This window comes from Pseudobacteroides cellulosolvens ATCC 35603 = DSM 2933 (genome assembly GCF_001262605.1).
Lineage (GTDB): Bacteria > Bacillota > Clostridia > Acetivibrionales > DSM-2933 > Pseudobacteroides > Pseudobacteroides cellulosolvens.
Window position 1 is genome coordinate 3,397,727 of sequence record NZ_LGTC01000001.1, and the last position, 22,534, is coordinate 3,420,260.

Below are 22,534 nucleotides of genomic sequence, written 5' to 3' on the forward strand. Positions count from 1 at the left end.
AAAGAAACCAAACCATCAGGTGGAAAAAATCTGCATAAAAAGCCCTACAATCCAGTTTAGGTAGAATCAATCAAACAAATTCACTTGTATCTCTAGAGCCACATGAAATAAGATAAAACATCTATTGTATTCTTTATCTGACCTGATTCTGAAAGACCATTGCGAAGCAGGTTTTCCAGAGACTCGCTATGTAGCAACTACAAAGACACCTTTGAAGCAATTCTTAAAACGAAATAACTAAACTGGAAAAAATCATTATTATTTTTGTATTTCTATTATGATACTCTACTGTTTGGCTTTAATTTTTATAGGACTGGAAATTAATACATAAAAGTCCAGTATATCAGTTGTGACATAGTATTCCGGTAATAATTCTCGTCATAAATCTTGTAATCAGCTCCTCAATTTCTTAATTATATTCAAGTGCAAACCTGATAGGACTATAACAGTTAGACCTTCACCATTGATAAATAAAAGCATTATAATCAGATTATTCCTTAGTTACTATATATGTTACGAATAAGACTTTAAATTAGCAAATGCAGTTGAATCCTCTGCATTTGCATTATAAAATGGGTTTTTCGCAACATATGAATTAAGGAAAATATTTTTCAATAATTAAAAATGTAAAATCATTATTGCAAAACATATAGCAAATGATTAAATCAACTGTAATTTAAAGTTAAGTTAAGTTTAAGCAAGTATATTAAGAGGAGGTGGTTTCATGTTTGATCATGCAATAATGCTTTTAAATTCCTCCTGATGTAAATTGGCACCTGGAAATCAGCATCTTTAAGGGATTGGAGATCATTATTAATAAAAAGTTTCTCATTAAATAATTAATATTAAATTTATTACGAATTAGGAGGAGAAAAATATGTTTAATAAATTTTTTAAGCGTGCATTATGTACATTTACGTCTTTAGCAGTTTGCGGTACTATAATAGTCAGTTCCCAAATACCTGTAAGTGCCAGGGGAAGTCTGATAGCAAGATGGTCATTTGATTCATCCTTGTCGGTACTGGCAGATTCATCAGGCAATGGATATAACTTAAGTGCAAATACAACAGTTCCAGTAGTTAATGATGCAATAAAGAAAACGGCTTTTAAAGGACCCAACTCACCATATGTCTTATCGGTTGAGAATACTTCTTCTGAGTTTACAACAGGTACGTTTTCTATCACTGCCTGGGTTAAATTCGAGCAGGACCCTGCAAACAACCAATGGGGTCAGGCAAAAATACTTGATTATTGCTGTATAGGAAGCGATATTTATGAAGGATATAGCCTTTATCTCTCAAAAGGAGGGTATTTAGCATACTCTACATCAGACAGCAAAGGAACAAAATGGACAACCATCAAAGCTCCAAACCCTATGTCTGCCTATGACTGGCATCATGTAGCAGTGACTTATGGCAGCAGTTCCATCAAATTATATGTTGATGGTGTTATGGTTAATAGCATGACATATAAAGACGGATATAAAAAACCAGCAGGTAAACTTCATATCGGAAGTCAGTTAAGGAAAAACGGCGAAGTTTACTGTCCTTACACAGGATTATTGGATGAAGTTTCATACTATCATGAAATGTTAACTGACAATGAAATCAAAAGAGACTATGAAGCATATAAAACAAGGTGTGTTGTTTCTGATGACTCAACAATAGCCACTGTTCCATACTCTGGTGGATATTATGCATACTCAATGATTAAAACAAATACCGCACGTCTTTATAACTATGGAGTTTTAGAAATGGTAACTACAACTAGAAAAGCATGTCCCGAATCAAGGCTTGTCGTTTCTTCTTTAAACTATGCAGAAATACTGGATGCTGCAGGTAACGTAATTTATAAATCTGCAAGAAAAAGTTACGTAGTATCAACATCGGGAATGAGTGAGAGAACAGATACATATTATGAAAACGTTCCTGCAGATATTGTATCAAAGGCAGTTTATGTCAGGGCATATTAATAAATAGTCAACTTACCTGAAAGTAACTTTTATAACATAATATTTAAATGTTTTATATAAAAAAGATGTAATAATGATTTTATTGCATCCTTTTTTTGTGCTATATTACTAATATAATTGGTAGGACTAACTTTTCTAGTCATTGTTTACAAAAAAGGGCATTTATAAATTTGGCAATTGATTGCTACTCCTTTGGAGCCATGATATTCTCTGCTGGTTTCAGGGAGAACAAAGAAAACTAGGAAAGCCTAATCTATAATTGCTGATTTCTTGTCTTGTTGTACTTCATTTGCCAATATTATTTGAATTAACATTTACAAAAGCATCTTTAAAATTTTTATGTACAATGAAACATATTGAATAATTATCATAATTAATATATTTAGGCTCTGGGCGTTCCTTCTTAGAACATTGACCACAAATAGGCATATATACCTTTATTTTTGCAAATCTTCTATTTTGATTAGCAATTAAAGAAAACAAAAATATTATTGGACTAAAAATTAGAACTATTAGTTTTACAATTAAGTAATCTTTTGAGCCATATTTACGTGAGTAACTTATTTTAGCTTTATTTTTTGTGCTTTCACCACATACAAAACAAATTTCGGGGAGTTTTTGTTTGTCTTTTAATTCTACCAAATCGTAACATTCCATATCTTCGGTGGTGTCTAAAACGTTTTTACCGCAAGAAGGACATGTATTATCTTGCTTTGGAAAGACTCTTTCATAACAATGAGGACATTTCATAATCATAACAGTGGCTTCTCCTATTAATAATTTCCAACTCACAATATTTATTTTCTCATAATAATTAAATATGAGCAATAATATACTTGGTTTTTACACCCCTGATATTCCTTAACGGATTTCCAGAAATAACTAACTAATAATTGCAGAAATAGGATGTTAATGGCATAATTAATAGTATCCTACAAATGGGTATTACTAAAAAATTTTTTATAATTAATGGGAGAAATATTATTTATGCGACCTGACAAAAGAAAATTTATCAGAGCAGCAATGAATGCTGACATTGAACAATTGAAAGTAAATCTTGAGTTGGGAGTAAATGTCGACTCGATGGATAAATATAAAAGGACTGCTTTAATGTGGGCTGCAAAATCTGGATGTTTGAATATAGTTAAATTGCTTGTTGAAAAAGGGACTGATATTAACATTAAAGATGTTAATGGTGATACCGCTTTAATGTGGGCTGCGGTGGGTAATAAACTTGAAGTCGTTGATTATCTGATAAAAAACGGAGCAGACATAGACTGTGGCGATCAGTTTGAGATAACGGCATTATGGAACGCAATAACAAATTATGATCTTGAATCAGCAGAACTGTTAATTAAGAATGGAGCGGATGTTAATCATAAAGATTGCTTGGGTAAAACAATGCTTATGGAAGTTGCTCATATTGGTCATACTTGTGCAGTCGAATTACTTCTTGATAGTGGTGCTAATGTTGATGAGACAGATAACGAAGGTAAGAAAGCAATACACTATGCATTTAAGGATGAGATAAAAATGTTATTAAAGAAATAGACTGAGAAATTAGAATTGTTTATTGAATGGATGCCAGAAGCACCAATAACAAAACAAATTGTGCACTTGAAAAGCATTGTAGATATTGATACCAAAAAAGTGCTAAAGGCATCCAGAAATAGTAGAATATATTCTTTAGGATTATTCTATGGCGGGATTGCGGATGAACTTATAAGAAAAGGACGAATAAAAGGATTAAAAGTAACCTACCGTTAATAAACATTTTAATAATTGGTAATTCCGGGTGATTTTTGAGAATTCCCGGATGTGCCTCTATGCTGTCCGGATGCAGTCGAAATACGCACCCTCCATGTTAATGTGCCATATAATGTGTTGAATATTTTTGAAAAGGAGATTTAACTATGCCATACGAGTTAAGAATCGATGTGCCAATTGGTCAAGCACAAGAACATATTATTGAGGTTAGTAGCGTTGAGGGTGGTAGTATAGATGTAAATTACGGAGTTGAAGTTTATTCTTTTAATATGTATGCAGATATAGTCAGGATGAAAGAAATCTCAATAACTCCTGATCGTTTTTTCTTTCACTGTCGATACACGAACTATACAGGTTTTAGGTTGACACTAGTGTGCCACGATCAAAACGTGGTAATAAAGGGAACTCCAATCACACATGTAAGCTGGATGAGACAGTAAAATAAAAAAACTCGCCAGAAATATAACCTTAGTAACTGTTGAAAATAGCTGATAATTACTGATAGGCATAATGGGAGCATAGCTGCTCTGTACTGAAAGGTATATAGAATTATTTGTATTACATATATTTCAGTCCAGAGCAAAGCTTTTTATGGGTGTACTAATCATGCAAGTGTAGTTATCCCTAATGAAGTTACCACCGATAAGATTGTCCCCCACTAAGCAAGAAGGAAGTCCAATTTTCAACCTTGAAGTAAAGATATAATAATAAAATAAATTAGTCTGCCTAAATACTGATCTGCTCCCTTCTGGGTAGAGAAGTGAAATAAAATTCAAGATTCCGGGACCTAATTTTTCAAGCACAAGCCTATCGATAATAGCACTTGTCAACTTTTCATCATAAAAAATACCGTTCCATTTACTAAACTCAAGATTTGTAGTAATTATCTGCTCCTTTTTTCATAACTTTCTGAAACAACCTGAAACAAAAGTTATGAACCTTCTTTTCGAAAGGTACATAGCTCCACTCATCTTATGTAAAGCAAGAATATTATATTCTGGCAGACGGAAAACTAACACATGGCCAAGTATTTCATATTAGAACCATCAAAATACTTGATGAATTTGCTAAGCATGGTCGATTTTTAAATGTCATCAAAATGACCCATACCCAATTTATCCTCCCTAAGTAAACTTAAACTAATAGACTTATCGAAAATTATTTTATCATAATAGATATTTTAGAAATTTATCTTCAACTTCATATTTGGTGAACTGAGTTCACCAAATATACTCTGATAATATTGCAAAATCTATAATTTTCAATTCATGTAGCTGGTCATATTAAAATTCCTTGCTATAATAATAATATCCAACATTTTAATAACTCCATCCTTATTAAGATCATAATCAGCAATATAGAGATTGTCTCCTTCGATGGTGTTGTAACCCTTTACAACGTCTATTACATCTGCCATATTAATTACGTTGTCTCCATTCATATCACCAGCCCACATGGTAATAGGAGAGAGCTGCAAGTCCTTTTTTAACACAATTTCTTTAAGCTCTTTCATGAGAAATCCCGGTTTTGTTATTTTGATATCGCATACTCCAATTGAACTAGAAACATTAATTGTAAAGTCTCCATAGACATCAGTATACACGCTTATTGGTTGCCCAATCACTTCAACTTTATATCATAATTAATTTACATAAATGTTTTTTCATTAACATTACTATATTCTCCCCTTTATAAACTAATATGAAATTATAAAAATCAATAATTCATATCAGTATTATAATATACATTTTGAATCATCGGAATATATTTGGAAATTTTACAGACCAATTTTTAGTAACAAAAATGACCTCCACCCTATTTCCCTGTAAGAGTGAAGGCCATTTTTGCCAAAGATACTCAATTACATTTAAAAATAGATAGAAGTTCAAAATCATTAACTTTATTGGTGTATATCTTAAATTATTAAGTAATTTAAGATATACACTATATACCTTCAGTTCGATTGGTTACTTCCTCTAGATTATTGAATTGTTTCTATTTTCCATATATGGTCTAGTGAAAGGGTAGTTACTGTTATCTTAACTATCCAGAAAGAGTCCTTGACAATAAAGGCTTTTAATGTTGTTTATATATAAACAACGTTAAAAATTAATAAATATAAATTATAAATTAATACCTGAAACTGTTTACTTTATGGCTTTTCTGTTTTCAATTCATTTAATTTATAATACTACGTACAAAAGCCATTTTCTATTCTAAGGTATATTCCTTCTCTTTATTATTAAAAGTATAATAGAAAGAAAGTACAAACATCATAAATTGCAAAGAATAAATTACCAACCTTTCAGTCAAACCTAAAATATTAAGCCCTTTTCCTATACCTATTGGATTAGTTGCACCTGTTACAGTAATTATAATTACCATAACAAGAATAAATCTACCGAGTCTATACACATTTTCTTGCTTTAAGTAACCAAAAGCAAGAATAAACCCTGAGGTAATTGTAGTAAATACTACCGCAACAGTAACGATTATGTGCATTATGTTTTGAAAATTCATATCAGTTTTATCTCCTGTTAAAGGGAATATACTGTAACCAAACAATGAAATTAACTCCATAATCATCATAACAATATATCCTGTACGTACTAAGAAGTGGTACTTTCTAAATGCTTTAACTATAAGCCCTGCAACAAATAAAATAGTGCAAATACTATAGATTCCTGTGAATATCTTCAAAAGTTCTGCATTTGGTGCACCAACCGCTGTAAGGGAACTAATATCCATTGTAATGGGATTATATTCATCCCACAACAGATTTCCAATAACAGTATGCAGTATATACACAATTACACCAACCATGCCTAGTGGCATGGTGTGTTTTTCAAAACGTTTCATAAATATCGTCCTCATAGAATATAAATACTCCTTATTTCGTTTTATATAACAAATATGCAATAAGTATATTTTGCTTACGCTTCCATTATTTAATACTATCTTATAGCTATCAACGTAAATTCTCAGTACTTTAAAATTCAATCCAATTTACTCCTGTGCCTATACATTTTAGACTATTGAGCACATGAATGAGGCATTGGAAGACATGATATTTGCATTGCAACCATCCAACAACTGAAATTTAAAAACTCTTCTATTTCTTCATTTAAATTTATATCATTTACTTCAAGCCCAATATCTGAAAGGAAAAACAAATCCTAGTGGGCATTTCCAGTACTAGTGTATGGAACTTTCATTGTTCTCAAAGCTGGAATACCTACTTCCGGGCTTTTTATCCTATCAATCACTTTTTTAACAGAACAATCCTGTAACAAGATATTAACGTCAGGTTTTAAGTTTAAGATTTGAAGCTCTATAGCATATTTAACCCAAGCAGGACCTTCAAGTAACCAACTTACAATGTCATTCATATTTTTTATCTCTCCTGTATAACCAAATTAATCAAAACTAACCCTTCCACTTCGCTCTAATATTCTCAAGCAAAGAAAAGTGAGCCAAGATGATGGCTGCTTCTTTTGTCCAAAATCCCAATCCTTACATTTTTGATAGATAGACTCAGGTGTAAACTGATTATTTTGATTAGCTTTACTCTCTATAACATCTAAAATTTCTTGGAAACGCTTATCTTTCTTAGCAAATTCAAAATAGCTTAAACAATCAGATATGCTTATAATATCGTACCATAATGTTGGTGCTTTTAGTTTTCTAAAGTCTGTTCCCATATAAAACATGTATGGATGAAGTGCTTTGCTGTTCTCCCATAATTTCAGTAATTGATTTATGCCTATAGTTACTAATTCTGAGTTTGCATATTCAGGGATCAACGATAAAAGTTTTAGAATTATGAGAGTTGCATAGGGGCAACAATCATCTTTCTTGCCAGGCCCTCTAAATTTTCCAAGTTCATTTGAAACAGTGCATGGAAATCCATTGTCTCTTTGCAAGGCTCCTATATATTCAACACCTTTTTTTATATTATTTTCATATGAAATACCTGCTTTTAACAAAGCATATAGCATAAGAGGTGCGTCACACAAACTCCATGCAAGTGTATCTTCTCCAGAACCTCCAAAGTGTTTCGGGATATTTGTCATACTTTTATACATTCCGTATTCATCTCTATTTTTTATTATTTGCTTTATTGCCATATCAATTTCTGGTACATCGGTATCAAGACCAACATCTAATAGGAAAATAAGTTTATGAATCGGAAGTTCTGGGTTTTTGTGATTTGTAACAAGTATACTATTGAAATCAGCAATATCATTTAAATACCTTTTTATTCTTGAATCCAATAGAACTAAATTTCTCAGTTCATTCAAACTGCTTTTATTTTGTTTCAGTATGCTTACTCTTGTTGCATACTCAACATATGGTTGGCTTTCGAGAAGCCAGTTTATAACTTTCATTTAAACCTCCAGTTTTATATTTTTTGAAAGGCATATTATAATGGTACTATTACTTGTTTTCATACTCATTAATATATCTATAAAGAGTTGCCCTGCTTAAACCTACCAATTTTGCAAACTCCGTAGCTTTTATTTCTTTTTGCTTCCACCTTATGTAATACTTTTCAAAATCTTTTGGTAAAGTTCTTTGTGGCCTGCCTATAGCAATGCCGCTTTTAGTACCAAACTTTTTTGCCTTCTCAATTCCTTCTCTAACTATTTCAACAATAAGTTCTCTCTCCATCATAACAAAAGATTAGAACAAAAAAAGCTGTTTTTGCATAAAAAAATAATGTAATTAATATTTATAATTTTTAGATTGGGAGAATATCAGTTTGAAAAGAAATTGGGAATTATTTTATTGTGAGTTGCATTTAGTATGCAGCGATAACTTTACATAAATTCAATGCTTAAATTTTTCTAAATGTAAACTACGGAGTTGAAGTTTATTCTTTTAATAGGTATGCAGATATAGTCAGGATGAAAGAGATCTCAATAACTCCTGATCGTTTTTTCTTTCACTGTCGATACACGAACTATACAGGTTTTAGGCTGACACTAGTGTGCCACGATCAAAACGTGGTAATAAAGGGAACTACAATCACACATGTAAGCTGGATATGACGGGGGTCATAGAATTCTTCTAAAGATATGGTTAGATGTTAGGAGGCCTGATGGGAGCATCCGTGTCATCAGGGGCAAAGTAGATTTGAAAGGTAAAATAGCCTATTTCGCAGATTGCCTTTTTTATAAATCTTTAATTTGATTTATATGTTTCAAAGCATTGATATGACTGGTTTTCAAAATTTACTTTGCCCTTGGTTACAGCTATGCTCCCATTAGGCTTAGTACCTTCATTTCTTCTTCGGTTGGAACATATGGTAACTTTTTTGAGTTTCCAGTTACTTTTATTACCAATTCATTTCGGAGCTCCCGAAACAAATTTTTCAGATAATAATAATCTGGTCTTTCACCCCTTATACCCCCATATATTACAATGTGATGCCTCTTCCTCTGCCACACATTAGCGTTTTTTACAAATATTCTTGATAATTCATGATTATTAAAACTCAATAAAAATTGCTATTTACTATATGAAAAGCTATATAGTAAATTTTAATATAAAAAAACGGCATTATAAATAATATAGGTTTACAAGGCACTTAGGTTTAAATACAATGATTATATACTGCTAAGTAAAAAAATAACCATAGTATAAAGTTAAAATTGCCTGATACATTCTTTACAAGATGTTTGGAAAAGTGCTCCTCATCTAACTAGCTAATCTAAACAGAATATATGTTTATAGAAGAATTCAAATTAGTTTGTTTATTGCAAAAGAAAGGAATCAAAAACTATGAATTACTATAGGTTAAATGGAAAAAGAATTAAATCGTTAAATGATCTACATAATACTTGGGAAAATTCTGAATATGTATTCACCAAGGTTCAAAGGGATTTGGTTTTACTAGGTACATATCAAACCTTTTATAATAACATTGATAATCTTACTAAGTGTTTAGGTTATAATGAAAGATGCGGTAATACTCTTCTTATCGGCTTTTCTGCATACAATTCAGAGCTAGGTTATAAAGATTTTTTAATTAAAGTTTGTTCTTGTGGCAGTATATCAAATAAAGATTGCATGACTTATAGTAAAATTACTCGTGACAAAGGATAGCATGAAGATACTTTTTTACTATTCTTTTTTATTATGGGTACCGCTAAGTAAATAATTGGAAGCTATATAGTTGTGAATTTTATCATCAATGGGGAATAATGTATTCTGATGAGTCTCTCATTCCACAAGAATGAATGAGTAAATAAACCGTAAAGGAGCGAATATGGTAAATAGTAAAGTATATTTAAATATGTCACCAGACGAATATATCAAACAACAACCCATAGAGCGACAAGCAGCGTTGGAAGACTTGAGGCATACTATTTTGAATAATTTGCCTGAAGGATTTAAAGAAATAATTCAGTATGGTATGATTGGGTATGTTGTGCCACATGAAATCTATCCAGAAGGATATCATGTCAATCCAAAGGAGGCACTTCCTTTTATAGGATTGGCAAACCAGAAGGGTTATATTGCATTATATCATTTGGGTATGTATGCAGACGGATCACTTTTGGAATGGTTTATTAAATCCTATGAAGACCTAAATATTGGTAAACTTGACATGGGGAAAAGCTGTATTAGGTTCAAAAGATTAGACAAAATCCCGTTGGAACTGGTCGGTGAACTCTGCTCAAAAATGTCAGTTGATTCCTATGTGAAGATATATGAGGCAAATAAACGAAAAAAGTAATTTAATAGCGGTGAGATTTTTTAAGGAGAAAATAAGGGATATTCTAAGTCACTACAAGCTTATATTAGTTTTAACGGAAATTGTCGAGAAGCAGTGGAGTTTTATTCAAAAGTATCTATGATTAACGAGGAAATTGATTATATAACAGCAATATTAATAAATTCAGTTATGCAGACCTTACAGCTCTGTTAATTACCTTATAAGCCTGGCTTCTAAGGAGAGCTCCACCACCCTTTCTGGATGGGAATAGTGCCTCAGCAAATGAATAATTTCCACGCAGCTTGAGATATTCTTTGATAGCCTTTTTTGCTGTATCTGATAATGGAAAATCTTTCGCTCCACCGTTTCCTTTGGTACATGGATGTATGTCATTTAATTATGAAGATTATTTATCAAATAATTTTGAAACTACTTTTAAATCTCATATGCATCAATAATTCATATTAGTATTTTAATATACAATTTGAATCATTGGAAGCTATATACAATTTTTAACAATTCAATTTTAGAAAATTAAAATGACCTCCACTCATTTTGATTGTAGGCATGGAGGCCATTTCCTCGAATAATACTCAATTCATTTTAAATGTATATAACTATCACTAATGCCTTATATAAATAGCCTATATCTTAATTGCCATATCAATATCGGGTACAGCCAAGATACGGTTAAAAATAACCAATAGCTCAGAAAATATTTCCAGTTAGAAATTATAATTGGGGTACCGCCAACATTTCCGACAATGTTAGCTACACCCCTATATTAGAGTAGCAGGATGTCAAGCATCATGCAAGTTGTTTTTTTGACAAAAAGCCTGGATTATAAGTAAATGTAACAAACTTCTCAAGGCAAGAATTTAATTTAAAAACTTAAAAACTATATCTTACCCTACTAAACCATATCGGATTGTGGCATCTATTTATTTCAAATTCAATTGTTTAAAAAATCTTCTATTATTGTTTTAATTTTAGAATGAAGTAGTGATTTCAATAATTTTATTATTGCTATCCCAGTTTACTTTTGCACCAAGTGCCTCACTGATGGCCCTCAAAGGGAGAAATGTTGATCCTTGAGCTATTAAGGCTGCTACATCCGTCTTAATGTTATTCTTACCTACCTTTATAGTTTTTTCGCCAATTTTAACCAGAATTTTTGTGTTATTCTTTGTAATACTTACCGTTTTTGACTTACCATCCCAAAGGACCTTAAAATTTAGAGCTTCAGATAAGGCCCTGACTGGTACCAATACTCTCCCTTCCTTAATGACAGGACAAGGGAAATTCATTGCTAGTAAAGATCCATTTAGATTAATCACGTTATTTGATAGAGTCAACTCATCATTATTGGAATCAATAATGATACGATCTTTTGAAATTACTTCCACTGTGTACTCTTTAGAATTTATAATATTACCATTTTCATTAGCACTAAAATGATAGCTTATAACCCCCATTTTGCTTAGTCCTGGTATTACTGCAGAATAATAGTCGCCTGCATTTTTTTCCAGAGGAATCTCTATTTGACTGTCCAAAATTATCTTGGCATTTTTTAAAGCTGAGGAATCTTTTATTTTTACTGCCACATCAATATCTTCATTAATTCCCACAGCTTCATAATTATAATGCTGAATTTTGTTACTATCATTAAATGTGCCTAAATTCATAGGATTATCTATGTGAAAAGACGGAACAGAAGGATTCGATTCATCTCCCCAGAAAAGAAGGGTTCCATCATTTTTCAAAGCAAGTCTGAAGTAAGAGGAAAAACTCACCCAATTAACATCATCAAGTATCTTTTGTGGCTTGTCCGATGATTCCTCAGTACCATTACCAAGAATTCCACGATCATTTGATCCCCAAGTATAAAGACTTCCATCATCAAGAATTGCATAATCACTTCCGTATTTTTTAATATTATCAAATATCTTTTCTAGTCTAGCATTTGTATCTGAAATGGAATTATCTGAGGTGCCTTTATTTGAACGATTATACCTCCATAGACTTCCATCCTCACAATGTACTAGTATCTCCAATGCGTTTGGTTTATTTATTTCATTATAGGAAACCACGTTATCCAAAATCTTAATCAATTTATTAGAGTTATTTTGACCATTACTATTATCAGATTGTCCTACAATATTCAAACAAAGTTCATTAGCTTTGTTCAAATATAAATCGCTAATAATTTGCTTTGTAATATCTATATAATTATTGATCCTATATCGTGAACCGTCACTCTTTCTTATACCTAAAATATACGGGTTCTCATTTATATCAAAGGAAACCACATCATCCACTATTAGCTTAAACTTATTGATTCCATTATAAAATAACTCAACATCTGATTCAGACCAAGCCCATAATTTTCCTGAGTTTGTTATTGCATAATTAATCGGCATGTCTAAATTTACTTCCTTAACATCATCGAGTATTTTATGAGCATCTGAAAATTTCCTGCTTGCATCATAAATTGATGAAGGTGCTTTTAATATCCATAATGAATTATCATCCTTAACTAAATAAAGAGAGGGATTACCCGAATAAGTCTTGTCCCAAAATAATTCTTTTACATTTTCGCATAATTTAATAGCTTTTTCGCCTATTTTATACATCCATAATGATTTGTCATTTTTTATTATATATACACAATCAGGACCAGCAAAGTAATCTTTAATATTATCAATGTCTGAGGCAACTTTCTGGAATGGAGGAATAGAATTGGATTTACGCCATATTGTACCACTATTATCCAAATATAAGTGATCTTTATTAGAAACAAATTCTTTGTTTAAATCTATTTTTGTAAGAGTACCATATTCAAATACCCACCTGCTACCATCCAAATTTTCTATTTCAATTGTAGCATATGGATCCTTAATATCTCGAGTGTATATATCTTTCACGTTTTCTCCAATTTTTGTTTGTGTACAGAACCCATTGTAAAATTTTAGAGATAATAACATATTATCATTTGTCAAAGCTATGTGATCTATTAATTTCTTAACATTTTTTAATGCAGTTCTAGGTAAACTAAAATAACTTATTGGACAAGAATAGCCCAATGAACAAATGGAGCCATCGTTCTTTATCACCATACACTCTCTTATTGAGTTATATGCATACTTAACTCCGCTCATAATTCTTTGGGGATAACCGTCCCCATGCAAAAGAAATAGCGTACCATCTTGTTTTACAGCACAATTTAAATTTACAAATTTAACGTTATTTAGAATGTGAGTTGAACCTAAAATTTTTCCATCAGATGATATATTAATATGCCATAATGTTTTATCAGATTTTATAAAATAATTTGATTTGATAGAAATGACATTTTCAGCTATTTTGCTTATATTCTTTAAGGATTTCCTTGCTTGTAAATTAGGATTATTTAGTATGCTATATAAAGTTCCTTTATTGTCAATTACATTTACATAATCACCCGCATTATCTATAGCTTTAGCCCCTTGATAAATCATCTGGAGTTTGTTTTTTTTCAATGTTTCAGGGCTATGATCTCTAATTCCCCACACCCAGACCGAACCATCTTTTTTCAAAGCGGAGAAACCAGAAACGGATTTAACATTATCCATAATTTTAATTGGGGTATCACTTTCTTCTATATTCTTTTCTGGATATAAACCATATAAACCATCTAAACCAAAGTAACTTGATCCACATGCCCAGAGGGTTCCATCTCTTTTAACTGCTAAATAATAAGCAGGACCAGCTGTGAAATCAACATACCCTTCTCCAATCTTTTTATATTCGCCATAATCAAATGAAGGTATATTCCAGAGGCTTCCATCCTCTTTTAAAGCCCTATTTTCCATAACCTTTATAAATCCTTTGTTGTTTGTTGTTTCAACTGCGAAAACACAGCTGCTTTTTAATGGTATTAAGGTTAGAATAAGTAAGAAGCTCAATAGTAATTTAAATAAATATTTCATATGTATACTCCTTCTTAAGTAATTGGTTAATATTAATTTTATCTAAAAAATTAGTCTCCAAATATAATGTTTCTTCTTAAATATAATCAGTTTTTAATTCAATAAAATTCTTAATTTGATTAATGTCATAAAAAATGTCAACACATATTGAATCAGTAGTATATATTTCGGCACATCCAAACGGCAATTCCCAAAGCATCCGGGATAATATCTCTGTAACTCTAATGAATATGCCAAAATCTCCACCTTTGTTATATTTGATGGCAGTTTATACCTAGAGCTAGGTTCGAGAAGAAGGTATTTGAATTGAAATAACTAAATTTAAATAAATAGAACATTTTTTCATATAAACCTCTTTAATTTAAAATACTTTTTAAACTTATTATACAACATTTACATATGATAAGTCTAAAAAAGTTATGTTTTAATTAATATACGTCTAAATATTATCATATATTTTTTATACGCTTATGATAAAATGTTTCCGGAGGGATTTTATATGAATCTAGCCTATATACGTGTGAGCTCAAAAGATCAAAACGAAGAACGACAAGTCGGAAAAATGAAAGAGTTAAAAATAGAGGAGAGATTTATTTTCATTGATAAACAAAGCGGAAAAGATTTTGAGCGACCTCAATATCAAACGATGAAGAAAATTTTAAGAGAAGGGGATCTATTATATCTGGATTCACTTGATAGACTTGGTAGAGATTATGACGGTATTATTCAGGAATGGAAGTACATTACGAGGGAAATAAATGCCGATATAATAGTCCTTGAAAATTCATCACTTTTCGATAGCAGAAAGTTTAAAGAAATGGGTGATATTGGTAAACTTATGGAAGACCAGTTTTTAAGTCTATTGAGTTATGTTGCAGAGCAAGAAAGAAAAAAAATAAGGCAGCGACAATCTGAAGGAATTGCAATAGCAAAGGAAAAAGGAACTCTAATTGGGCGACCTAGGGTTAAAATTCCTCATGACTTTGAAGCTGTTTATAATCAATGGAAGCAGGGTGAATTAAAGGCTGTTGAAGCTTTTAGTTTGCTGAACCTAAAAAAAGCAACCTTCTACAACAAGGTTAAAATATATGAAGGACAGAGAAAATAGAGATGGTATCTATAGAAAGAACTGCTTATGCAAGGTTAAAAAATAATATTTCACAAAAAGAGCTTACGGAAAAATATACTCTTCTATTAAATGAAATACGTCACGCTTATTCAGTTGTAAGAGGTGATGCATCTGCAATCATCTAATATGAAGAAGGTGGTAAATAATGAAATTCAAATTATCCAGATGTATTAATGGCCATATGTTCAATCCATCTCAATATAATGGCAAGTGTCCTTTTTGTGGAGCCTTTTGTGGCGATATGCCCAATATCCAAATAACTAAATTTACAGACTTGAAAATGTATGGTAGTACTGCTGACCTTGAAGAGCCTATTGTTGGATGGTTGGTATGCATAATGGGAGTTAATTTTGGGAAGGATTACAGGATCAGATGTAAGAAAAATCTTATTGGACAATCTGAAAATATGGATATTTCTATCGAAGATGATATTGGAATTGGAAGAAAATTATATGCATCAATCAGTTTTGATCAAGAAAATGTAAGTTATATATTTACTCCTGAAGTGGCAGGCACTATACTTCATAATGCTGAGTTAGCCTCTGCTCCTAGAGAACTGAATTATTTCGATGTTTTACAGATAGGAATGAGCAAATTCATTTTTGTTCCTTTATGTAGTCCTAGTTTTTACTGGAAGGATTGGGGAAAAATACATGATGCTAACCATGATATATGTACATTATCCCCTTTCCAACGCGTTAATGGCTGGTTGGTTAGCATAGGAGGAGAGTGTCCTATCGGGCGGGATTACAGAATAATTAATAATAAGAATTTCATAGGGCGATCTGAGGAAATGGATATTTCGATAAAAGATGATAAAGCAATTAAAAGATATTATCATGCATCTATCACTTTTGATCAAAAAGAAAGAATATTTATGGTTGCTCCTAAGAATGGACATGTATGGCTCAATAACAAAGCAGTATCTACTCCTAAAGAGATACACATTATGGATATTTTACAAATAGGAAATAGTAAATTCCTTTTTTACTCTTTGAGCAGTACTCATTTTTCATGGGATTAGATTGATGTCCCCAGTAGTTTTCAATCTGTGCATTAGAATTAGATTTACCAAGGTGAATTAAGTTAAGTTTATTACTAGATTGGTAGATTTAAAGTGGGCCACTATAAATCTACCTTTAATATTGAATATACACCCGATTATTCCAATAGTACTACAGTGAATATAGAAATTTTGCGACTGGCGTGAATCTGGATTATTCGGGCTCTATCTTCATTATCGGGGGACCTAATCCAGTTGACTGGAGCATGGCAGTTGAGAAGAAAGTAATTGCTGTACACAGGTATCGTAGTAGTCTGAGAACTGGAGAACTGTTTACATGGCGATGGGTACCAGACAAACTGATTACAGATTTAAAACGAAGTGAAATCTAATTCCCTTAAATAAGGGTTGTGAGCCATAGTAAAACTATGTACATTAGACAAAACTGCACGAGCGAGCAAGAGTTAAAAGAAACACTTGATTTCTTTTATACGAAAAGTAAAGGTAATGTGAAAACAATATGAAACTCCAACAGGCACAAGCTTTGATTCTTGAGCTTTTACCTAATCATAACATTTTAATCCTGACAGATTAGAATTGATTGCATATCATTATTTTGATATAATATGCATATAATGATTGTGGAGGTGCAATTTATGCCATCAATAAGACCAAGTTCTGATTTAAGAAACAACTATAATGAAATATCTAAGTTTTGTCATAAATATAATGAACCTGTTTACATTACGAAAAATGGACAAGGTGACTTAGCAGTAATGAGCATTGAAACATATGAACGTCTTGTGGGCAAGTATGAATTATATAAGTTACTTGATGAAGGTATAGATGAAATGAAAAAGAAAAAAGTAAGATCATTTCATGATGCATTAGCTGATATTCAGAAAGGCTTGAAAAATGAGTAAATTTGAGATTGAAATTACTGAATCAGCTGAAAATGATTTATTTGATATAGGAAACTATATTGCAAAAGAGCTTTTAGAGCCTAAAATTGCAAAGAAAATTGTTGATGGAATTGGGCAGGCGATTTTTAGTTTGGAAGAGATGCCTCTAAGAAACAATTTAGTTACTGATGAAAGGCTTGCTCTTCAAGGAATAAGAAAAATATTAATTGACAATTATATTATATTTTATACTGTTACAGAACAAGATAAAATAGTTACTATTATCAGAATACTATATGGTAAAAGGGATTGGCTAAATCTGATATAGAATATTAATAATATCTTGCAGTAAGGCCGCCCAAATATGCCGTAAGTAATGTAGAAGTCAACGATACAATCAAACTGTTCTTGAAAGCACTTGATATCGGTAATAATTTAGATATAAATTCAAAGTTTTCAAAAAAATCATACCCAGGAAATAAAGCACCATTTTCATGCATTTCATAACTGTTTGCTGTTGCAAAACAAATTTGTTGCGATCTTATCATATATAGGAATTTTAAAAATATATTTTTTAAAATTTATCTTCAACTGTATATTTGGTGAACTGAGTTCACCAAATATACTATGACATTAACCTTAAGTGAATATAAGTCTAACCTAGTGTTAAGTATTCCAATCCCTATATATATAAGAGAAACATTTGGGTTTTAAAGTGTTTGCATTTGGTGAACCTAAAATACTTATAACTACTTGAATGTATTTATTTGCATATTTCGAACTATTTTCTCTTGTCCAGGAATCAAGTAAAAGTTTTATCGTATACTTTTCCAACCTTTGAAGGTTATTTCATTGCAGCTATAAAGTATTTCTATGTTTTTCCATGTGCAATTACAATTCATTTATCATATTTCTTAATCCGGCGTTTCTTTAATATGCACTTTAGCCTGTTGAGCTTGCCAAACAAAAAATCTTATGGAGCAATACTCATAATCTTACTTATGAACTAAACTTCTGAAAAGGCATTTTGAATTTCTTCAATTTCTTCAATTTGCCCTTTTCTAACCAGGCTTTATGGAAGGGTAACTGTCATGTACTGCAAATAGAACGACAAGCAATCCCTATGTATGCAAGAGTAACACTTGGTGAATGGTTCAGGAGCTTCTAGATCAAAGTTATATTCATACCGGTTTTCTTTTCCCTCATCTGGATCAAGTTCTTGGGTTGCTTCTTTTTAACTTAATTAAAAGGATCGTGTTTTTTTATGAACAGAAGGTCAGCAGGAGAAGGAAACATTTCACAAAGAGCAAACGGTACTTGGACAGCAATGATTCAGTTAGGGATTAAGGAAGATGGCAAACCGAAGGTGAAAGCTTTTTATGGAAAAACTCGAAAAGAGTTAGCAGACAAACTTGCTGATTTTCGAGAACTTACAAAAGCAGGATACACTGATGAAGATATGCCCGAGTTCAGAACCTATATAACCAATTGGTTATATAATGTCAAAGTGAATGAGCTTAAGGCTATGTCTTTTGACAGGCTGGAAAGTACAATTAAAAATCATATTATACCGGTAGTTGGGCATTTTAAAACAAACATGCTCACAGACACAATTATTCAAACACAATTGCCACAACCTGCAAAATAGGATAATTATACTTCCGTCTGGCTATCTTCACCGACAAGGGACGGCCTGCTAAATTTGGCAGGAAAACGCACGCCAAAATTTGAGAGAAAATTGCGGGGGCTTTTATGATGATTGGGGTATTGGCAAAACAGGGACACGTGTACATATTATATGAAGTATGTATTGGCATGTTAGCGTTATAGGAGTTTTGATATATATTAGGGGCAGTAAACATAGCACTCATTCCTATCAAAAGCTTGTTGCATCATATTGATTTCTCCTACATATTATATAAATAAAAAATATCTATTTATCGAATTATAGAAATTACTCTACTTATTTCTTTATAACAAGAAAATTTTCAGAATGGGGGAATTTTGTAATGAAATATTTCTGTATGCCGTCTGATTTTAAAAATGAAACTATTGATAAATACTATGAAATAAACAACAAATACGAGCATTCAAAAATAATTGAAACCTTTGGTCAGCTTGCACCGGATACGGTTTTTGGTTCATGTAGATCTCCAAGGGGACTTCCAGTTGTGGATATACATAAGCTTGAAGGATATGTAAGATATTGCAGTGAGAAGGGCATAGAATTCAACTATGTAATAAATGCAACATGTATGTCTAATGAAGAGCTTACAAAGGCAGGCTATAAAAAAGTTAAGGATTTTTTTGAAATGCTTGAAGGTATAGGAGTAGGCTGGGTGACGATATCTCTTCCATCCCTTATGGAAATAGTAAAACACACAGCACCAAACCTTAAGATCAAGGCTTCAACTGTTTGCCAGATTAATAGCCCTCAAAAAGCTAAATTTTATGAAGAGCTAGGTATAAAACGCATTGTTATTGATGAAGATATTTATAGAGAGTTTAATACTCTTAAAAGTATAAAGAAAGTTTATAGTGGGGACATTGAAATTATAATAAATTCCTTTTGTGTTAACGATTGTCCTTTTAAGATGTTTCATTATAACAGCTTTTCTCATTCTCATACAAACAGGGATGAATGTAAATACTTCAGCTCGAGATGCCAGCATATGCATGTTGGGGTAGAAAACTACATGAAATTGAATTGGATACGTCCGGAAGATATTCATTATTACAATGATATAGGTATTAATTATTTTAAGCTCCAAGGCAGAACAAATGTATATTCAGGAGATCCTGCAAAAGCAGTAACTCATTATATTGAGGAGAATTTTGATGGGGATTTGATTAGTCTTTTAGAGCTATTCTCAAACAGCAAACCACTAGCAATAGCAGATTGTAAAATTGATAACTCTAAACTTGATGGCTTTTTTGAAAAATTCGTTGATGATCCTTGCTTTTGCACAAAGGTATGTAGTGAATGTGGTTACTGTAAAAGCTTTGCAGAAAAAAGTATCAGTAAAACAGATATTGCCCTCCTCGGCATGATGAACTTGATGAAAGGAGTTACAATGGATATGTTTATAGCTGAATTAAGCAAAGAATAATTGAGGTCTTGCTTCTATCATTGCATTCATATCTAATATTTACCACGTCATACAACTTAACATAATATAGATTAGAATATTATTCTTAAAGGAGATCAGGTGCTTTCAGAATGGAGAACGAATAACGGATTTCCATTTTTATATGCATATGTTTATGTAGATGGGCAGTTTGGTCCAGCAGTATCTGCTATGCGTAATACGGTTTTCAGGCGTGAGTTGCTCTTAGCTTTGGAAGCTATCAGGTATGGGGATGGAAGATTTTTTACTGCCTACCCAGTTGTAAAATTATTCTAACTTTGATACAGTAAAATAGTAGATATAAATAATATTTTAAATTGTAAATCATAATATGTTGATTATTTTTTTAGGGGAGTAGGCAGTTCAATTACCTGTCTGGTACGGGTAACTCCATCAACACTTGATAGACAGCACCCACATTCGCATTGTGTAGGTTTCAAATCTACAGTTTTATCAGGATTTTCAACCTTATTTAGTGTGGATTAAAACATTTTATAACAAGGTTAATTGACAAATCATTAAACATATGCTAAACTAAGGAAGTATTTAAAAGTGATAATTATTTGCACATATTTTTGTAAATGATTTAAGGTCATTTGCCAGAATATGTGTTTTTGTTTTTGCAACGAAATATAATATAATTGATGGAGGTACTAATATGAATAATGGTACAGTAAAATGGTTTAACACAGAAAAAGGATTTGGGTTTATTACCGTGGATGGTGGAGATGATGTATTCGTTCATTTTTCTTCAATCCAGTCAAGTGGCTACAAAAGCTTGGATGAAGGACAAAGAGTGAACTTTGATATAGAAAAAGGTCAACGTGGTCTGCAAGCAACTAATGTTTATATCGCTTAAATTTCCGTTGAATAAAGCTATCTCTTTTGGGGTAGCTTTTTAAATTTTATGTGTCAAATGAGAATTCGTGTGATACGCAGGGAATGGATTGATTTGGCGATTAACAAATTTTGAGAGCCGTGCTGGAGGTGCTTCCCTAACCAAACTTTGATGTGCGGAAAAACTATAACATAGGAGGTATTGAGATGAAATTAAGTGAAATAAAACCCGAAGATGTAGTAACCGTTTTTGATAAGCCAAGCAGAAAAATTCGTGAGCGGCAAGGCAAATATGTATCAGGAAATGCTGATTTTCTAACTATTCAATTCCTATATTATAAAGACAGTCTCTCACTATCCGATTTAATCCTGGGAAAAGTTACATTATTTAAAGATAAAGAAGCTGTAACCTTACTCTGATTTCATACACAGAGAGAATGCCCCCAGATTAATGGATTGTGTCTTACTACAATTTGAAACAAGGCCAAATAAGCAATTGGACAAACAATCTAGCAGAATAATGACACCTTGCTACAACAACCTTTAGTATTTATTGCTTGGCAGTAAAAGTAAATGCAGTTGATTTACCATAAAAAATGAAGGCCCCATAAGATTAAAAATCTTTTAAGCCTTCATTTTTTATGGTTGCGGGGGCTGGACTTGAACCAACGACCTTCGGGTTATGAGCCCGACGAGCTACCAACTGCTCCACCCCGCGATATCTAATGTGTCACTGTAGCATAACACACTTTCTGATAAATGTAAATGTAAATTTCAGCATACTATTTACTCCCTGCCCGGCAATACTTCAACATCATGCTGGAGACTATTTAAAATATCCATAATAATAGGCAATATCATAGGTTTTCTTTTTATTTTCTGGTATAGATAGTCTCTCAACGCATCCTTTACCGTACTTTTCATAGTTGACCAGCTTTTTCCCTGGCACTTTTCCAGTGCATCCCTTGCTAGATGTTTGATTTCCTCAATAAATTCTTCCGCTTCCCTGACATATACAAAGCCTCTGGATATCATATCTGGTCCGGTAATAACATTTCCATTTTCCTTCTATATAGTTAGATAGTACTTTTGATCCTTTGTTTCTTT

Annotated in this window: 23 protein-coding genes, 1 tRNA gene and 1 pseudogene; 15 read left to right on the forward strand and 10 right to left on the reverse strand. The window is 32.0% G+C overall.

Going from position 1 to position 22,534, the window contains the following annotated elements:
* Positions 1-877 precede the first annotated feature (877 nt).
* Positions 878-1,972, forward strand: a complete 1,095-nt coding sequence (locus Bccel_RS13880; protein ID WP_036945146.1) for a LamG domain-containing protein — start codon at positions 878-880, stop codon at positions 1,970-1,972.
* 285 nt (positions 1,973-2,257) lie between these two features.
* Here Bccel_RS13880 and Bccel_RS13885 read toward each other — a convergent pair whose 3' ends face one another.
* Positions 2,258-2,728: a hypothetical protein gene (locus Bccel_RS13885; RefSeq protein WP_036945145.1), complete on the reverse strand. Its 471-nt coding sequence runs from the start codon at positions 2,726-2,728 to the stop codon at positions 2,258-2,260.
* Between the two features lie 231 nt (positions 2,729-2,959).
* On the opposite strand from Bccel_RS13885, the gene Bccel_RS13890 reads away from it, so the two are divergent.
* The 3 genes from Bccel_RS13890 (at position 2,960) to Bccel_RS13900 (ending at position 4,179) form a co-directional block, all read left to right on the forward strand.
* Positions 2,960-3,523, forward strand: coding sequence for an ankyrin repeat domain-containing protein (locus Bccel_RS13890; protein WP_050753460.1), 564 nt, complete (start codon positions 2,960-2,962; stop codon positions 3,521-3,523).
* Between the two features lie 15 nt (positions 3,524-3,538).
* Positions 3,539-3,739, forward strand: coding sequence for a hypothetical protein (locus Bccel_RS13895; RefSeq protein WP_036945144.1), 201 nt, complete (start codon positions 3,539-3,541; stop codon positions 3,737-3,739).
* Positions 3,740-3,885: 146 nt separating this feature from the next.
* Positions 3,886-4,179, forward strand: coding sequence for a hypothetical protein (locus Bccel_RS13900; protein WP_036945143.1), 294 nt, complete (start codon positions 3,886-3,888; stop codon positions 4,177-4,179).
* 129 nt (positions 4,180-4,308) lie between these two features.
* Here the strand turns inward: Bccel_RS13900 and Bccel_RS32570 are convergent, their stop codons facing one another.
* The 6 genes from Bccel_RS32570 to Bccel_RS13930 all read right to left on the reverse strand — a co-directional run bounded on the left by Bccel_RS32570 (position 4,309) and on the right by Bccel_RS13930 (position 8,413).
* On the reverse strand, positions 4,309-4,626 hold the full coding sequence (locus tag Bccel_RS32570; RefSeq protein WP_420848046.1) for an ATP-binding protein: 318 nt from the start codon (positions 4,624-4,626) through the stop codon (positions 4,309-4,311).
* Positions 4,627-5,000: 374 nt separating this feature from the next.
* A complete protein-coding gene (locus Bccel_RS13910) occupies positions 5,001-5,363 on the reverse strand; it encodes a dockerin type I domain-containing protein (RefSeq protein ID WP_152966015.1) in 363 nt (120 codons plus the stop codon).
* 587 nt (positions 5,364-5,950) lie between these two features.
* Positions 5,951-6,598 carry a DUF998 domain-containing protein gene (locus Bccel_RS13915; protein WP_201781961.1) on the reverse strand — a complete coding sequence of 216 codons (648 nt, stop codon included), beginning with the start codon at positions 6,596-6,598 and terminating at the stop codon, positions 5,951-5,953.
* A gap of 317 nt (positions 6,599-6,915) precedes the next feature.
* On the reverse strand, positions 6,916-7,128 hold the full coding sequence (locus tag Bccel_RS13920; RefSeq protein ID WP_036945140.1) for a hypothetical protein: 213 nt from the start codon (positions 7,126-7,128) through the stop codon (positions 6,916-6,918).
* Between the two features lie 27 nt (positions 7,129-7,155).
* On the reverse strand, positions 7,156-8,127 hold the full coding sequence (locus tag Bccel_RS13925; RefSeq protein ID WP_050753462.1) for a hypothetical protein: 972 nt from the start codon (positions 8,125-8,127) through the stop codon (positions 7,156-7,158).
* Between the two features lie 49 nt (positions 8,128-8,176).
* Entirely contained in the window at positions 8,177-8,413 is a 237-nt protein-coding gene (locus Bccel_RS13930) for a helix-turn-helix domain-containing protein (protein ID WP_152966016.1), read from the reverse strand.
* A gap of 1,110 nt (positions 8,414-9,523) precedes the next feature.
* On the opposite strand from Bccel_RS13930, the gene Bccel_RS13935 reads away from it, so the two are divergent.
* Both Bccel_RS13935 and Bccel_RS13940 read left to right on the forward strand, forming a co-directional pair.
* Positions 9,524-9,847, forward strand: a complete 324-nt coding sequence (locus Bccel_RS13935) for a hypothetical protein (protein WP_036945137.1) — start codon at positions 9,524-9,526, stop codon at positions 9,845-9,847.
* A gap of 163 nt (positions 9,848-10,010) precedes the next feature.
* Positions 10,011-10,481: a DUF1801 domain-containing protein gene (locus Bccel_RS13940; protein ID WP_201781962.1), complete on the forward strand. Its 471-nt coding sequence runs from the start codon at positions 10,011-10,013 to the stop codon at positions 10,479-10,481.
* Between the two features lie 968 nt (positions 10,482-11,449).
* On the opposite strand, the gene Bccel_RS13945 is transcribed toward Bccel_RS13940, so the two are convergent.
* The gene (locus Bccel_RS13945; protein WP_050753463.1) at positions 11,450-14,428 is read right to left on the reverse strand and encodes a stalk domain-containing protein; all 2,979 of its coding nucleotides are present in this window, start codon (positions 14,426-14,428) and stop codon (positions 11,450-11,452) included.
* Positions 14,429-14,927: 499 nt separating this feature from the next.
* Here Bccel_RS13945 and Bccel_RS13950 point away from each other — a divergent pair, with 499 nt between their 5' ends.
* The 9 genes from Bccel_RS13950 to Bccel_RS13990 all read left to right on the forward strand — a co-directional run bounded on the left by Bccel_RS13950 (position 14,928) and on the right by Bccel_RS13990 (position 21,847).
* Entirely contained in the window at positions 14,928-15,536 is a 609-nt protein-coding gene (locus Bccel_RS13950; protein ID WP_036945435.1) for a recombinase family protein, read from the forward strand.
* Between the two features lie 166 nt (positions 15,537-15,702).
* Positions 15,703-16,581 carry an FHA domain-containing protein gene (locus Bccel_RS13955; protein ID WP_050753464.1) on the forward strand — a complete coding sequence of 293 codons (879 nt, stop codon included), beginning with the start codon at positions 15,703-15,705 and terminating at the stop codon, positions 16,579-16,581.
* A gap of 635 nt (positions 16,582-17,216) precedes the next feature.
* Positions 17,217-17,483 (forward strand): type II toxin-antitoxin system Phd/YefM family antitoxin, encoded by a 267-nt coding sequence (locus tag Bccel_RS13960; RefSeq protein WP_036945436.1) that lies wholly within the window; start codon positions 17,217-17,219, stop codon positions 17,481-17,483.
* Entirely contained in the window at positions 17,476-17,790 is a 315-nt protein-coding gene (locus Bccel_RS13965; RefSeq protein WP_036945437.1) for a type II toxin-antitoxin system RelE/ParE family toxin, read from the forward strand. The genes Bccel_RS13960 and Bccel_RS13965 overlap by 8 nt, the downstream gene beginning before the upstream one ends.
* Before the next feature lie 936 nt (positions 17,791-18,726).
* Positions 18,727-19,110, forward strand: a complete 384-nt coding sequence (locus Bccel_RS13970) for a tyrosine-type recombinase/integrase (RefSeq protein WP_036945439.1) — start codon at positions 18,727-18,729, stop codon at positions 19,108-19,110.
* Positions 19,111-19,471: 361 nt separating this feature from the next.
* Positions 19,472-20,572, forward strand: a complete 1,101-nt coding sequence (locus Bccel_RS13975) for a U32 family peptidase (protein WP_050753465.1) — start codon at positions 19,472-19,474, stop codon at positions 20,570-20,572.
* A gap of 99 nt (positions 20,573-20,671) precedes the next feature.
* Positions 20,672-20,866 carry a staygreen family protein gene (locus tag Bccel_RS13980; protein ID WP_242853204.1) on the forward strand — a complete coding sequence of 65 codons (195 nt, stop codon included), beginning with the start codon at positions 20,672-20,674 and terminating at the stop codon, positions 20,864-20,866.
* 382 nt (positions 20,867-21,248) lie between these two features.
* Positions 21,249-21,449, forward strand: coding sequence for a cold-shock protein (locus Bccel_RS13985; protein WP_036945440.1), 201 nt, complete (start codon positions 21,249-21,251; stop codon positions 21,447-21,449).
* A 185-nt stretch (positions 21,450-21,634) separates the two neighbouring features.
* Complete coding sequence (locus Bccel_RS13990) at positions 21,635-21,847, forward strand: hypothetical protein (RefSeq protein ID WP_036945441.1); 213 nt, start codon at positions 21,635-21,637, stop codon at positions 21,845-21,847.
* Between the two features lie 222 nt (positions 21,848-22,069).
* On the opposite strand, the gene Bccel_RS13995 is transcribed toward Bccel_RS13990, so the two are convergent.
* Together Bccel_RS13995 and Bccel_RS14000 are read right to left on the reverse strand one after the other, a co-directional pair.
* Positions 22,070-22,145 (reverse strand) — tRNA-Met (locus Bccel_RS13995).
* A 68-nt stretch (positions 22,146-22,213) separates the two neighbouring features.
* A pseudogene (locus Bccel_RS14000) lies at positions 22,214-22,495 on the reverse strand (hypothetical protein); the annotation flags it as partial.
* Positions 22,496-22,534 lie beyond the last annotated feature (39 nt).